The organism is Posidoniimonas polymericola (genome assembly GCF_007859935.1).
GTDB lineage: Bacteria > Planctomycetota > Planctomycetia > Pirellulales > Lacipirellulaceae > Posidoniimonas > Posidoniimonas polymericola.
This window is the reverse complement of the sequence record NZ_SJPO01000011.1, coordinates 79,498-91,993: the sequence shown is the minus strand read 5'-3', so window position 1 is coordinate 91,993 and position 12,496 is coordinate 79,498. Positions and strand designations below refer to the sequence as shown.

10 protein-coding genes are annotated in these 12,496 nt (G+C 66.1%); 6 read left to right on the top strand and 4 right to left on the bottom strand.

Annotated features, from left to right (window positions below; all coding sequences use genetic code 11):
* Positions 1-76: 76 nt before the first annotated feature.
* The 6 genes from Pla123a_RS19995 (at position 77) to Pla123a_RS19970 (ending at position 8,002) form a co-directional block, all read left to right on the top strand.
* Positions 77-1,618, top strand: coding sequence for a hypothetical protein (locus Pla123a_RS19995; protein ID WP_146590309.1), 1,542 nt, complete (start codon positions 77-79; stop codon positions 1,616-1,618).
* 247 nt (positions 1,619-1,865) lie between these two features.
* Complete coding sequence (locus Pla123a_RS19990) at positions 1,866-3,437, top strand: hypothetical protein (RefSeq protein ID WP_146590307.1); 1,572 nt, start codon at positions 1,866-1,868, stop codon at positions 3,435-3,437.
* Positions 3,438-3,521: 84 nt separating this feature from the next.
* Positions 3,522-6,254: a protein kinase domain-containing protein gene (locus Pla123a_RS19985; protein ID WP_146590305.1), complete on the top strand. Its 2,733-nt coding sequence runs from the start codon at positions 3,522-3,524 to the stop codon at positions 6,252-6,254.
* Positions 6,255-6,367: 113 nt separating this feature from the next.
* Complete coding sequence (locus tag Pla123a_RS19980) at positions 6,368-6,970, top strand: 3-keto-disaccharide hydrolase (RefSeq protein ID WP_146590304.1); 603 nt, start codon at positions 6,368-6,370, stop codon at positions 6,968-6,970.
* 192 nt (positions 6,971-7,162) lie between these two features.
* Entirely contained in the window at positions 7,163-7,357 is a 195-nt protein-coding gene (locus Pla123a_RS19975; RefSeq protein ID WP_146590302.1) for a hypothetical protein, read from the top strand.
* Between the two features lie 360 nt (positions 7,358-7,717).
* A complete protein-coding gene (locus Pla123a_RS19970) occupies positions 7,718-8,002 on the top strand; it encodes an antibiotic biosynthesis monooxygenase family protein (RefSeq protein ID WP_146590300.1) in 285 nt (94 codons plus the stop codon).
* A 108-nt stretch (positions 8,003-8,110) separates the two neighbouring features.
* Here Pla123a_RS19970 and Pla123a_RS19965 read toward each other — a convergent pair whose 3' ends face one another.
* The 4 genes from Pla123a_RS19965 to Pla123a_RS19950 all read right to left on the bottom strand — a co-directional run bounded on the left by Pla123a_RS19965 (position 8,111) and on the right by Pla123a_RS19950 (position 12,481).
* Positions 8,111-8,839, bottom strand: coding sequence for a hypothetical protein (locus tag Pla123a_RS19965; RefSeq protein WP_146590298.1), 729 nt, complete (start codon positions 8,837-8,839; stop codon positions 8,111-8,113).
* Between the two features lie 128 nt (positions 8,840-8,967).
* Positions 8,968-9,777 carry a hypothetical protein gene (locus tag Pla123a_RS19960; protein ID WP_231956567.1) on the bottom strand — a complete coding sequence of 270 codons (810 nt, stop codon included), beginning with the start codon at positions 9,775-9,777 and terminating at the stop codon, positions 8,968-8,970.
* A 435-nt stretch (positions 9,778-10,212) separates the two neighbouring features.
* The gene (locus Pla123a_RS19955) at positions 10,213-10,989 is read right to left on the bottom strand and encodes a 3-ketoacyl-ACP reductase (protein WP_146590295.1); all 777 of its coding nucleotides are present in this window, start codon (positions 10,987-10,989) and stop codon (positions 10,213-10,215) included.
* 112 nt (positions 10,990-11,101) lie between these two features.
* The gene (locus Pla123a_RS19950; protein ID WP_146590293.1) at positions 11,102-12,481 is read right to left on the bottom strand and encodes a glycoside hydrolase family 88 protein; all 1,380 of its coding nucleotides are present in this window, start codon (positions 12,479-12,481) and stop codon (positions 11,102-11,104) included.
* Positions 12,482-12,496 lie beyond the last annotated feature (15 nt).

Below are 12,496 nucleotides of genomic sequence, written 5' to 3'. Positions count from 1 at the left end.
ACCAGGTAGAAACCTGAGAACGATTAAGAACCAGACGAGTTGAATAACCTCACCCACGCGTTCGTCTGGTGTCGCTATGAGCAAAAGCCTGCCTGCCTTGCTGACGGCTGTGATGCTGTGGGCGGCCGCGCCGGCGCTGGCAGGCGCCCCGGCTCTCTCGCTCGCTGAAGGTGACTACGACGCCCGCCTCGCCCTGGGCGGCGTCGGCGACCCCGACGAGCCGCTCGAGTTCCCGATCTCCCTCTGGAACGACGACCTCTGGGACCCGGCCGTCCGCGCCGTGCAGAACACCACGCCCGCCCCCCCCGAGACGTCGCGTTTCACCCGCTCCCGCGGCGACCGCCCCCGCTTCACAACCACCTCACTCCGCACCGGCGGCGCGCGACTGGGCATGACGGCTGGCCTGGCGAGCGTGCCGTATATGATCGGAGACACCGGCGCGGGCACCTGCTTGTCGTTCGCGACCATCGGCTACTACGAGGCCGATATCTCGCACCCGACGCTCACGTGCAGCCGTCTGAACATCGCCGAGAACAACCGCGCGCTGGTCAGCGACCGCGCCTACTTCAGCTACCGACACTTCCACAACGCGTCGCCGGGGCGGGTGTTTGAATTGTCGCAAAACCTCGACATCGACCGCTTCACCCTCGGGATCGAGAAGACGCTCGGCGACGGGAACTCAAGCGTCGAGCTCCGCATCCCGATCGAGGACCGCATCACCTCCAATATGGTGACCCGCGCAGTCGACAGCGATTTCGACGGCTTCCTGGAGGGTGATTTCTCTGTGCTCGGGGGCCGCGAGTTGGAGCTGGCTAACATCTCGGCCATCTTCAAGACGATGCTTGCCGAGCACGAAGGGTTCTTGCTATCGGCCGGCATGGGTGTCACCGCGCCGACCGCCAGGGACGTGCGACACAAGGTCGACATCCAGAACCTCTTTTTCAGCTACTTCGACCTGCCCGACCCCTTCGTGACGCTCAGCACTTACCAGCTCGACACGCACTTCACCAACGAGTCTTGGTACCTGTCGCCGTTCTTGGCTTGGTCTAATCGGCAGCACCGCAGCCGCTTCTTCCAGCAGGGATTCTTGCAGGTAGAGATCCCAACCAATCCGATGCGGGTGAGGTTCACCGACAACGGGTCGGCGTCGGTTGTCTCGTACGACGGGGTCAACCCGGCATTCGGCGCGATCTGGACTCTCGACGGGCAGGTGTTCAACTCGGTGCTGAGGGACCTGCACGCTCAGCCGCTGATGCGGGTCAACCTGGGCGGCGGCTATTTCCTCATCGACGAGTCTGATGACCACGGCTTTTTTGAGCAGCTGATCGCGATGGCCGAGCTCCATTACACCACGACGCTGCAGGACGCCAAACTCGCGAGCATCCCGCTTGACTTTGTCGGTGTCGACCCGTCGGGAGATTTCACCGGCGCCTTCGACGCGTTTGACCCCGTGATCGGCAATCTCAACAGCCGGGTCGACATCCTTAACGGCGTCTTGGGCGTATCGGCCCGGATTAACGGGACCCAGATCACCAACGGCTTTACAATGCCGCTGCGCACAGGCGACAACCGGGCGTTCGACTTCGAATACAACCTCCAGATCCAGCGACCGTTCTGACTGCCCGAACCGACCCACGACGGCCGCATCGGATAGATCTCTCGACCAACGGTGGTCTCTTCCGAATCAGGCGCGGCAACCCTTGCCCAACCGGCGCCGCTTGCCATCCCCCGTCCCGCGTAACCCGCACGGTGTCGCGCCGCGGCGACGACGCAGGGCCCGGCGCCGCACAATCGGTTCCATTCAAAACCACGGCCTAGTCGATCTAGATGGCAAGCCCCTTTCAGATCCCCCCCGCAGTCGTCTCATGGTGAACCCCCTTAGCCTCGCCGCGATCGCCGCGTCTGCCATCCTGGCGGCATCCCTACCCGCCGGTGGAGGACAGATTGCCAGCTTGGGCGAGCCGTCTGCTCTTGCAGACATCGACGACCGCCAAGAGGGCCTCGGACAAGGCGACTCAATCTCGGCGAGCGCCGAGTCCGAATGGGGCGAGGTTGATTGGGAGTCGGTCCCCCGCGACCCGTTCGTGCTGCCGGCTCAGAACACGGCCCCGGCGACTGCGCCGGCGCGTCGATTCACGCCCACGCAGTCGGCTCGTCCCCGTTTCTCCAACGCGTTGCTGCGGAGCGGCGCGGCGCAGACCGGCGTCTTCGTCGGGCTGGCCAGCGTCCCGTACATGATCGGCGACACCGGCGCAGGGACCTGCTTGTCGTTCGGCACCACCGGCTACATCGAGGGCGACCTCTCGCACCCCACGCTCACCTGCAGCCGGCTCAACATCGCCGAGAACAACCGCGCGCTCGTCAGCGACCGTGTCTACTACAGCTACCGGCACTTCGAAAACACCACGCCCGGACGGATCTTCACGTTCAGCCAGAACCTGAATGTCGACCGGCACACGATCGGCGTCGAGAAGTCCCTGGGCGACGGCGTCTGCAGCGTCGAGCTCCGCGTGCCGCTCGATCAAAGGCTCACCTCGAATCCGACCTCGACGATCATCGACTCAGATTTCGACGGCTTCATCGACCCCGAGACCTTCCAGATCCTCGGCGGCCGCGAGCTAGAGCTGGCCAACATCTCGGCGATCTTCAAGGTGATGCTGGCCGAGCACGAGGGCTTCCTGCTCTCCGCGGGCCTCGGCGTCACGGCCCCGACGGCCCAGGACGTGCTGTACACGGTGGACGTCGAGGACATCGTGCTCACCTACCCGAACGCCGGGATGCCGTTCGCCTCGCTCAGCAACTTCTTCACCGAGACCCACTTCACCAACGAGACCTGGTACCTGTCGCCGTTCCTGGCGTTCGCCAACAAGCCGTCGGGCAGCCGTTGGTTCCAGCAGGGTTTTGCCCAGGTCGAGATCGCCGCCAACCCGTCGACCGTCCGGTTCACCGACTTCGGGTCGTTCAGCATCGTCGACGACGACATCAGCGGCGGCTCCCCGGACTTTGTCGGGCTGTGGACCGTCAACGGCGCCTTCGGCGGCTCTGCTCTGCTCCAACTGCGGGCCCAGCCGCTGATGAGGCTCAACCTGGGCGGCGGGTACTTCCTGATCAACGAGCAGGACCACCACAGCTTCTTCGACCAGCTCGTCGCGATGGCCGAGCTGCACTACACCACCACCCTGCAGGACGCCAAGCTCGACCGCATCCCACTCGGGCTAACGGTTTTCAGCGGGACCAACACGGTGGTGGACGTCGACGCGTTCGACCCAGTAATCGGCAACCTCAACAGCCGCGTCGACATCCTCAACATGGTGCTTGGCCTATCCGCCAAGGTGCGGGACACGACCGTAACCAACGGCTTTACCGTGCCGCTGCGGACCGGCGACAACCGCGGGTTCGACTTCGAGTACAACCTGCAGGTCCAGCGGCAGTTCTAACCCGGCGACGCGGCTCGAAACCGGCCGCGGGACGGGCTATCCTAGAGGGATCGCGTTCCCCGCCGCGCCCTGGGCTACTGCCGAATGGACTCTACCTCCGACCTCGACCTGCTGTTCGGCGCCGCCGCGGTGCAGCTCGGCCTCGTCACGCCGGACCACCTGGCGGACGCGGCTCAGCTCGACGGGCAGGGTTCGCTGCGGGAACGCCTGGGGCGGCTCGGCGTGCTGACGTCGGCCGGCGCCCAGGCGATCGAGCAGGCGGTCCAAGACAACCTGGCCAATGCCGGCGGCAACGCCAGCCGCGCGGTCGCCTCGCTGCCGCTCGAGCTGCAACAGCTGCTCGACGGCGACATCACCACCGCGCCGTCCGCGCCCCAGACCGGCGGCGGTTCTGGCGAAGACCCGTTTGTCACCAGCGACTCCTCGACGCGGCAACTCGCCTCGTTCGAGGCGCGACGCTTCACCATCCTCCGCCCGCACCAGCAGGGCGGACTCGGCTTGGTTTCGGTCGCTCGAGACTCCGACTTCAACCGCGAGGTCGCGCTCAAGGAGATCCTGCCGGCCGCCGCCGACGACCAGCACCACCGCCGCCGGTTTGTCCGCGAGGCCGAGATCACCGGCGCGCTCGAGCACCCCGGCGTGGTGCCGGTGTACAGCCTGGGCCAGTACGAGGACGGCCGGCCCTACTACGCGATGCGGTTTATCCACGGTGCCGACCTGCAGCAGGCCCTCGAGGCCTACAAGCGGCTGCCGGCCGCGAAGCAGCCGCTCCGCTTCCGCCAGCTCCTGGGCTGTTTCGTCGACGTCTGCCAGACGATCCACTACGCCCACAGCCGCGGCGTGCTGCACCGCGACCTGAAACCGAGCAACATCATGCTCGGCGACTACGGCGAGACCCTGGTCGTCGACTGGGGCCTGGCCAAGGCCTCGGGCGAGAACAACGCCGGGGAGCTTGCCGGCTCGGCGCCGGTGGTCGAGCTGTCCGGCAAGACGCCGGTCAACATGACGGCCGACGGCCGCGTCATCGGCACGCCGATCTACATGAGCCCCGAGCAGGCGAGCGGGCGGCTCGACCAGATCGGCCCTACCACGGACGTCTACTGCCTGGGCGCGACGCTCTACCAGCTGCTGACCGGGTCGCCGCCGTTCGACCCCAGCAACGCCAACCTGCTGGCCGACGTCCGCAGCGGGGCGTTCGCGCCGCCGCGGCAGCGGTCGGCGAACGTCCCCAAGCCGCTGGCGGCGATCTGCGAGAAGGCGATGGCGACCGACCAGACCGACCGCTACCCAACAGCGGGCGAGCTGGGGCTCGAGGTCGAGCGGTGGCTGGCCGACGAGCCGGTGCTGACCTACGACGAGCCGCTGCCCGCGCGGTTCTGGCGGTGGGTCCGCCGTCACCGGGCGTTGGCGCTGAGCGTGATGACCGCCGCCGTGGTGGCGGTGGCCGCGCTGTCGGTAGGGGTGGCGCTGCTCAGCTCGGCCAACCAGAAGATCACCGCCGCCAAGCTGCTGGCCGACGACAACCTGCGCGAGGCGGTCGTCCAACGCGAGCGGGCAGAGGAGAACGCCGCGCTGGCCCGCCAGGCGGTCCGCGACTACTACGTCCGCGTGAGTGAAGAAACCCTGCTCAACGAGCCCGGCATGCAGCCGCTCCGCAACGACCTCTTGCGGCAGGCGCTCGACTACTACCAGGGCTTCCTCGCCGAGAGTTCGGAAGACCAGCTGCTGCGGGGCGAGGTCGCCGCGGCCCACTTCTACGTCGGCAAGATCACCGAGGTCGTCGACGACCCGGCCGAGGCCGTGCCGCACTACGAGCAGGCGGCCCAGGTCCAGCAGCAGCTGGCCGAGGCGCCCAACGCCCCGCCCGAGGCCGCGGTTCAGTACGCGCTGACGCTCAACGCCCTGGGCCGGGCCCACCAGAAGCTGCAGCGGCCCGACGAGGCGTTCGACTACTACGAGCAGGCGATCGCTATCCGCCAACGGCTCGCCGAGCAGCAGCCCGACTCGGCCGAGCGGGCCCGCGAATTGGCCAGCAGCGTGATGAACGTCGGCTTGCTGTTTGCGTCGCACGGCGATCAGCAGGAGGCGCTCGAGCGGCTGCGTCACGCGCAGGCCATCCGCCTCGCCCACGCCGACGACGACAGCCCCAATGCGCTGTTGATGCGTGACATGGGCATGGGCGCCCTCAACACCGGGTTGGTCCTGCTGCAGATCCAGCAGCCCGACGAGGCCGCGGACGCCCTCCGCGACGCCATCGCTAGGTTCGAGGCCGCCAACACCGCCGCGCCGGCCGACATCACCAACGTGTCGCGGCTGGCGACCTGCCGAAGGGTCCTGGCCGACATCCACGCCGCCCGGAACGAGACCGACGCAGCAATCACCGAGTACCGCGCCGCCGCCGAGCTGATGACCAGCCTCGTCATCCGCAACCCCGAAGTCACGGCGTACCAGCTCGACCTGGCCGGCGTGCGGATGAACCTCGGCATGCTGCTCACCGGCGTGGGCCAGCCCGAGCAGGCGCTCGACGAGCTGCACTCGGCCATCGAGCTGCTCGACGTCCCGCCGGAGGAGTCGCCAACCCCACGTCAACGCCGCGACCTCGGCGCCGCCCAACGCGAGGCGGGGCGCCTGCAACTGGAACTGGGCGACCGGGACGCCGGACTCGCGACCCTGAGGGCGTCGCAGCAGACGCTCAAGACCCTGGTCCGCGAGCACCCGGGGAAGCAGGAGTTTAGCGCCGAGCTCTCGAAGACCAACGAGGCGGTTTCTGAGGCCGAGGAGCAGCAGCCGGAAGAACCTACCGAGAAGGCGGCCTGAATTAAGCCGCACTCTTGCATCGTGCGCTGCGGCGCCTCACCATGAAGCGACGCCGCGGACCGCTGTCTGCCTGCGGCGCGACTCGCCAATCTCTCCTTCTCTGAAGCGACTTCATGCAAGCCTACCGCAACCTCGTGCTCACTGTCCTGGCCACCCTCGTCCTGGTCCCGTTCGCGGCAGCCGACGAACTCCCCTCGGCGTTTAACGGCCAGGACCTGTCGGGCTGGAAGACCAAGGAGGCCGAGAACCTGTGGTGGTCCGCCGACGACGGGGTGCTGAGCGTCAAGAACGACCCCAAGCAGCAGCCGTCGATCCTGTGGACCGAGCAGTCGTACGGCGACTTCGTGATGCAGATCGAGTTCCGCTTCGGCGAGGGGAACGTCGACTCCGGCGTGTTCGTCCGCAACGAGACCGACCAGATCCAGATCGGCATCTCCGGCTCGCTGAAGCGCGACATGACCTGCTCGCCCTACATCGCCGGCAAGGGCTACCCGGTCGAGGCCGAGCGGATCAGCGAACTGCTCAAGCAGGACGACTGGAACGCGATGACGCTGGTGGCCGTCGGCTCGCGGTACGACGTGTGGCTGAACGGCGCGCACGTGATGTCGTACGAGTCCGACACCGCCGACAAGACCGGCCCGATCGGCCTGCAGCTGCACGCCCAGCGCGAGATGGCGATTGATTTCCGCAACATCCGCATCGCCGAGCTCGACTAGCCGCCGCTGCGGCGGACGGCCTCATCATCGGGCAAACCTTGCGGAGGCGGCGTCGGTTTCTCACGCGGCCGTAGTGGAAACTACGCAGCCGGTGAGAAATCCTTGGGGGCCGCTCCCCACAAGTGATAGGGTTTTCTGCGAGAGACGAGCTGGTCTCACCGTCACCCACTCCGCCCGTCTACGGAACGCACCATGAGCCAACCCCAGCACCGCGGCATCGAACTCACCTGCGAAACGATCAAGGATCCTTCTGGCGAGCCGACCGAGCACTGGTGCGCGTGCGTCGATGGCGACTCGATCTGCGCCGTCAGCGAGGACAAGATCCGCACGCTGATCGACGGCGTGCTAGAGGACGAGGCCGAGATCCGGGCGGAGATGGCCAGCTAGGCATCGCTCTTGGCCGGTCACGCGCTCACCGCGGCATGACTCTTCTAAGGCCGGCTTGCCACAGATCCCGTCCAGCAACCGTCGGTGGAAGCCGTCGGGTTTCGGATTGCCAGGGGGGATTGGCCGAGCACCGTCGTCTCTACGCCTACTCATTCGCCGCTACGTGTTGGAGTGGCGACTGGTGGCAGCCAGCAGATGGCAATGCCGTCGATCGGCCGCAGCTTCTCTCCCTCAGGAGCGTGAGAAATCCGTCCCAAAGTCGCCGGGCCTTGTGGCGTCCGCGTGATTGGCAGATAGTGTCTGCGGTGGCCCCGCGAGGCCGCCGCTGATTCTTCACCTATCTACACGGAGTGCTTTCCCATGATTACTGTCGGCATGAACTATCACGTGATCGAGGGGAAGCAGGCCGACTTTGAGGAGAAGTTTGCCGGGGTCATCGACGCGCTCAAGGCGGCCGAGGGCCACGACAGCTCTACCCTGTGGAAGGACGTCGCGGACGACGCCTCGTACCTAATCACCAGCGAGTGGTCGAGCGAGCAGGCCTTCACCGACTTCATCCGCAGCCAGGCCTTCAAGGATGTCACAACCTGGGGTAAGGAGCAGATCCTGTCGGGCCGGCCGCAGCACAAGGTTTACAAGCACTAAGAGGGGCTTGCCGTGCTGCCGGGACGCGGGCGACTAGTCGCTCCCAGGGCCCAGAAGAGGCGTCTGACGGCCGCTCAATAGCTGGCAAACCTTGCAGGCCTCATCGCGTCACCGCCTGACCCGAATGACAAGCACGGCCAGCAGGCACGAGAGCAGCGCGCACGCTCCGGGCTCGGGGATGATGTCGCCCTGAACCGCGAAGTAGTGGTTTCTAAACGTGGTGTACTGGTTCGACCAGCCAGTTCCGGGCACGTTGCCGCTACGGAAAATGTAGTTGGCGTGGGCGTGGTCCAGGTTGTTTCGTGCCGCACCTCCAATGCCGAGGCTCTTGTCCGAGCCGAAAAGTCCCGTGCCGAACACCATTGCGTACCACCCCTGTTGCAGGGGCACGTCCAGCGATCCAAACGCCACGTCGGAGTTCTCCGGTAGATCGATCAAGGTTACACCTTTGACATCGGGTGTGGATAGGTCGAACGAATCGGGGAAGTCCGTTTCATCGTCGAGCGCGACAATCGCTCCGAAAATGGTGACACGTGGCCCATTGGCGGGGCCGTTTGCTCCCAGGCCAATCACGTGCCCCCCGATAGCGGCGACCCTGGAGGCTTGCGGCAGATAGAACCTCGCCGCCTGAAAAACGTCGGATGAAATCGACGTCCCAGGCACCTCTTGGTTAAGAAACTGCTGAGCCGTGATCCCTGTCGGACCCAGTATGCTGGTCTCGTATAGCAGGACCGCGGGCGCCCTGTCTGAAAACGTCGCAAGAGCCACGAGACACAACGTGGCCGACTTCAGTGCGTTGAAGAGCCTGGTTGAGTTAGGAAACGCTGCGTCGTACATGGTAGCAGTTGGATTCAAGAGTTGAGATCGTTTGCGGGCCTTGGGGGTTCTCGCCGATGTAGCGTACAGCCAGCACGATCCGTTAGCAGGCGACGATTAAGCTTCGTGTCGGTGGCAACGTATTGCTACTAATGGCGGGAACGCCACCATGCGCCGACCACCAGGCACCAGAGCAGTGCGCCCGAACCGGGCTCTGGCACAACAACGCCCTCCACCACGAAGCGCTGGTTGCGATCGTAAACGCCTCCCTCGGTCCAGTCAATTCCATCGTAGGGAGACTGCCATCCAATGTATCTGGGATCGCCTGTACTTGGATTGTTCTGCACAGCCGCGGCGAAGCCGAGGCCGCGGTCTGACCCCAAGAATCCGCCGCCGAGAACCAGAGCGTACCAGCCAGCGTCGAGAGTGAGGCGCAGTTCGCCGTACACATCGGCGGATGTGCGCGGCGGCGTGATGAGCGTGCTGCCTAAGAAATCCGGCGTCGAAAAATCGGCCGAGTCGGGCATATCGGATTCACCACTCAAATTAACAACCGCCGCGAAGATATCGCCCCGTCCTCCCTCTTCGCTGCCACCGAGCCCTAAGCCAATCAGGTGACCTCCCACGCGGGAAACCTTGGACTTGCTGGGCAAGTAGAAACGCACCCCCTGAAACCCACCGGGATAAATGTTGCGGCCGCGGACGATCTGGTCCTGGACCTCTTGGAGGCTCACGCCGGTGGGTCCTAGCGTTGCACTTTGGTAGAGGATTGCACCGCTTGTCATCTCTGTCAGCACAAAAACCACAGCCAGGCCCGCGACGCGAGTAGCAGCGAGAACATATTCAAAAAAATCTTGGTTCATTTGGTTGGCCTTCATGAAGCAGGTGAAGCTGTGCGCCCCACTTGCGGCATAACGCCGGGAATTGTGAATAGGCAACACGACTTTCCAACGCAACACTCGCGGATGCCGTCGGGATTGCGGATCGCCAGCGGTGCGGCGGCAGGGTCGGAGAGAGATGCTCGTTCACGGATAGTGCAGTGCGAGGGTGCCCAAGATTGCCGCCTTCTCGCCCGGATTGTTGCTGAAAAGCAGACTTCCGCGCGGTCTAATGCAAGGTGGTCTCCTCCGCACGCGGCACAGCCAAGGGCGCCAAAACCTGAGTTGGCATAATCGCCAGCCCCCCAGAAGGCCGTAGCACCGCGGGCGAAGGACTCCAAAGCCAGCGGCATTAAGCCCACGCACGGCGGACAAAACCCCCGCCGACACTGCGCGGCCACCACCGCAAACCCGACTACAGAAGGGACTTACAGCCATCTCAATGAACTAGCCGCCGGGGTTTTGTCCCCTCCGCTCGATATTCCGGACTAAACCCACGGCCCAGGGAAGCGGCGTTTACAGCCGCTGGGAGGTGAGGCCGCCGTCGATGTACAGGACGTTGCCGGTGGCGTAGCTCAGCCCGCCGGAGGCCAGCGTGGCGACCGCTCGGCCGATGTCCTCGGGCAGGCCCCAGCGGGGTTCGACGGTGAGGCCCTCGGAGATCAATTTGTCGTACTTGTCGGTCACGCCGGCGGTCATGTCGGTGCGGATCACGCCGGGGCGGACCTCGTACACCGGGATGCCGTGCTCGCCGAGGCGGGCGGCCCAGAGCTGGGTCGCCATGCCGACGCCGGCCTTGCTGATGCAGTAGTCGCCGCGGTTGGTCGAGGCGACTACCGCGCTGATCGAGGAGACGTTGACGATCGTCGGCTGCCGCTCGGCGTCCTGCTGCCGCTGCTCGATCATCCACTTGGCGACGGCCTGCGTCAGGAAGTACGGCCCACGGAGGTTGATCGAGATCAGCCGGTCGAACGACTCGGGCGATGCGTCGAGCAGGTCGGCCCGCACGTCGGGCGCGACGCCGGCGTTGTTCACGAGCACGTCGAGCCGACCGAAGCGGTCGCGGATGGCGTCGAGCATGCGGGCGTGGTCGTCGAGATTGGCGACGTCGGCCTGGCAGTAGAGGGTCTCGGCGGGGGAGAGGCCGTGGATCGCTTCGGCGACGTCGGACTCGGGCCGGCGGCCGTTGATGACCAGGCTCATGCCTCGCGCGGCGAGCGCCTGGGCGATGCCGTAGCCGATGCCGCGGCTGCCGCCGGTCACCAGCGCAACGGGTTTGTCGTGGGTGGGCATTTTTGTCGCTCCAGCCACTGAAAAAGGGGACAGGCACGCTGGTTCGGCGCCTGGCCGGTGGGGCTTATGGCCCGCAGGTCGCGAGCCAGTCCCCATTTTCAGCGGCGTTAGTCTAGGGGCCGAAGAAGGTGTAGTACGGTTCGCCCTTGGCCAGGCGTTGGACCAAGAGGGCGGCCTCGCGGAGGTGGTAGTCGCCCCACATGCAGGCCTCGCCGTTGGGCACGCCTTGGTCGGGCGCCTGGTAGTCCCAGCCGTTGGGGCGGTGGTAGATCGAGTGCAGGAGCAACCCTTCGTGCGAACCGTCGGTCGACAAGTAGGGCTCGGCGAGCAGCGTCCGCAGCGAGGTCAGCGCGGCCGCCCGGTAACGCTGCGCATCGACCGACTCGCCCCGGGCGTCGAGCACGCTGGCGAGCCGCAGCAGGCCCTGGGCGCCGATCGCGGCGGCCGAGCTGTCGACCGGCTCGTGGTCGTTGTAGGGGTCGGCGGGGCGGTCGAGGTAGTCGCCCATCGCGGCCAGGCCGGGGGCGCCGGTGTCCCAGTAGGGCACGCCGCAGACCGGGGTGTGCTCGATGAAGAAGTCGCAGGTGGCGCGGGCCGCCTTGAGGAACACTTCCTCAACCGCGGCGCGGCCGCCGAAGGGCTCGAGCTCGGCGTCGGGCCGGGTGGCGAGCCACTCGAGCTGCTCGGGGTAGCCGACCATCGCCCAGGCGAGGCCGCGGGTCCAGGTCGAGAAGGGCGAGTAGCCCTGCTGCGTCGACGGGGCGCGGTAGTCGCCGTTGTTCACGTTGAACAGCGACTCGTGGGCCGTGCGGCCGCGCAGGTCGTACGTGTCGCGGTCTTCGCCGTACCAGATATTGAACTCGGCGGTCGCCAGGGCGTGCTTGATGATCCGCTCGAGCAGGCAGATCGGCTCGTCACGCTCGCCCATCAGCTTGTGGCCGAGCTGGTGCGCCACGGCCAGCGCGCGGCAGGAGCGGATTGTGTCCACAAACAGCGACTGCGGCCCGTTGAACGAGTAGATGTAGCCGCCGCCGCTCTTGGTGGTCGCCCAGCGGAGCGCCTGCACCGAGCCGCTCGCCTGGATCGCCATCTCGTAGAAGCGGCGTTCCCACTCGGAGGCGTCGTGCTTGCCCTCCTTGGCCAGCCGCAGCAGGGCGCCGTAGGTGCTGATATTGTTGAAACCGTGGTCGTGCACGCCGGCGTGCGTGACGTGCGGCGCCATGTAGCTAGCGGTGCGGTCGCGGCCGAGCTCGAGGAACCGCCGGTCGCCGGTGGCGTCGTACTGCAGGATCAGCGAGCCGTACTGGAAGCCCTGGGTCCAGTCGGTCCAGCCCTGGGCCTGGTACTGGCCCTTGATCGTGAACACCGGCGATGGCGCCCCCGCCTGCCAGCGTCCCTCGATGCGGTCGAGCCGGTCGGCCGAGGCGGACCACATGTTCTCGATCGCGGGCAGCAGGTCCTGGGGGGTGAGGCTGTCGTCAAGTTGGATCATCGGGGCGCCTGTCGG

Excerpts from the sequence above, each read along its gene's own strand:
- Pla123a_RS19975 (WP_146590302.1), top strand. The coding sequence starts at position 7,163 with ATGAGCCAACCCCAGCACCGCGGCATCGAACTCACCTGCGAAACGATC.
- Pla123a_RS19970 (WP_146590300.1), top strand. The coding sequence starts at position 7,718 with ATGATTACTGTCGGCATGAACTATCACGTGATCGAGGGGAAGCAGGCC.
- Pla123a_RS19990 (WP_146590307.1), top strand. The coding sequence starts at position 1,866 with ATGGTGAACCCCCTTAGCCTCGCCGCGATCGCCGCGTCTGCCATCCTG.
- Pla123a_RS19995 (WP_146590309.1), top strand. The coding sequence starts at position 77 with ATGAGCAAAAGCCTGCCTGCCTTGCTGACGGCTGTGATGCTGTGGGCG.
- Pla123a_RS19950 (WP_146590293.1), bottom strand. The coding sequence starts at position 12,481 with ATGATCCAACTTGACGACAGCCTCACCCCCCAGGACCTGCTGCCCGCG.
- Pla123a_RS19980 (WP_146590304.1), top strand. The coding sequence starts at position 6,368 with ATGCAAGCCTACCGCAACCTCGTGCTCACTGTCCTGGCCACCCTCGTC.
- Pla123a_RS19955 (WP_146590295.1), bottom strand. The coding sequence starts at position 10,989 with ATGCCCACCCACGACAAACCCGTTGCGCTGGTGACCGGCGGCAGCCGC.
- Pla123a_RS19985 (WP_146590305.1), top strand. The coding sequence starts at position 3,522 with ATGGACTCTACCTCCGACCTCGACCTGCTGTTCGGCGCCGCCGCGGTG.
- Pla123a_RS19965 (WP_146590298.1), bottom strand. The coding sequence starts at position 8,839 with ATGTACGACGCAGCGTTTCCTAACTCAACCAGGCTCTTCAACGCACTG.